The organism is Streptococcus mitis (assembly GCF_002096835.1).
Taxonomy (GTDB): Bacteria; Bacillota; Bacilli; order Lactobacillales; family Streptococcaceae; genus Streptococcus; species Streptococcus mitis_W.
Genome location: NZ_NCVG01000003.1, coordinates 1 through 1,322, shown reverse-complemented (window position 1 = coordinate 1,322; position 1,322 = coordinate 1). Strand labels below are relative to the sequence as shown.

General features: G+C 45.5%; 1 protein-coding gene. It reads right to left on the bottom strand.

Annotated features, from left to right (window positions below; translation table 11 throughout):
- Positions 1 to 1,322 (bottom strand): MiiA motif-containing surface protein (locus B7699_RS00035; RefSeq protein ID WP_192851982.1); only part of this gene is annotated, 1,322 nt, incomplete at both ends.

The following is a 1,322-nucleotide window of genomic DNA, read 5'->3' as shown; positions in this document are numbered from 1 at the left end:
GCTGCTGACTTAGTCAAGTCTGACGCTGGGATAACCGCTGTCTTACCTGCTGGAGTTGTAACTGTCGCGTTTCCTTTATCGTCCACTACTACAGTGGAACCTGGATTTACGGCTTTAACCTTATCTTCGATGGCTTTCTTCTCTTCTGGAGTTAACGCATCTGGATTTGCTACTACTGTCTTGTCAGCTGGTTTAACGATGTCATTGCCTGCGTTTGGTTTAGCTGCATCTGCTGCTGACTTAGTCAAGTCTGACGCTGGAATTACTGCTGTCTTACCTGCTGGTGTTGTAACTGTCGCATTGCCTTTATCGTCTACTACTACAGTTGAACCTGGGTTGACTGCTTTAACCTTATCTTCGATCGCTTTCTTCTCTTCTGAAGTTAGAGCATCTGGATTTGCGACTACAGTTTTGGCTGCTGGTTTAACGATGTCATTACCTGCGTTTGGTTTAGCTGCATCTGCTGCTGACTTAGTCAAGTCTGTTGCTGGGATAACCGCTGTCTTACCTGCTGGGGTTGTGACTGTCGCGTTACCTTTATCGTCCACTACTACAGTTGAACCTGGGTTGACTGCTTTAACCTTATCTTCGATCGCTTTCTTCTCTTCTGGAGTTAACGCATCTGGATTTGCGACTACTGTCTTGTCAGCTGGTTTAACGATGTCATTGCCTGCGTTTGGTTTAGTTGCATCCGCTTCTGACTTAGTCAAGTCTGACGCTGGAATTACTGCTGTCTTACCTTCTGGAGTTGTAACTGTCGCATTGCCTTTATCGTCTACTACTACAATTGAACCTGGGTTGACTGCTTTAACCTTATCTTCGATGGCTTTCTTCTCAGCGTCTGTAAGTTTGTCTGGGTTAGCTACTACAGTTTTGTCCGCTGGTTTAACGATGTCATCGCCTGCGTTTGGTTTAGCTGCGTCTGCTGCTGACTTAGTCAAGTCTGACGCTGGGATAACCGCTGTTTTTCCTTCTGGAGTTGTGACTGTTGCATTGCCTTTATCGTCCACTACTACAGTTGAACCTGGATTTACTGCTTTAACCTTATCTTCGATCGCTTTCTTCTCAGCGTCTGTAAGTTTGTCTGGGTTAGCTACTACAGTTTTGTCCGCTGGTTTAACGATGTCGTTGCCTGCATTTGGTTTAGTTGCGTCTTCTGGTGATTTAACTAAGTCTGTCGCTGGAATTACCGCTGTCTTACCTTCTGGTGTTGTGACTGTAGCGTTACCTTTATCGTCCACTACTACAGTTGAACCTGGGTTGACTGCTTTAACCTTATCTTCGATCGCTTTCTTCTCAGCGTCTGTAAGTTTGTCTGGGTT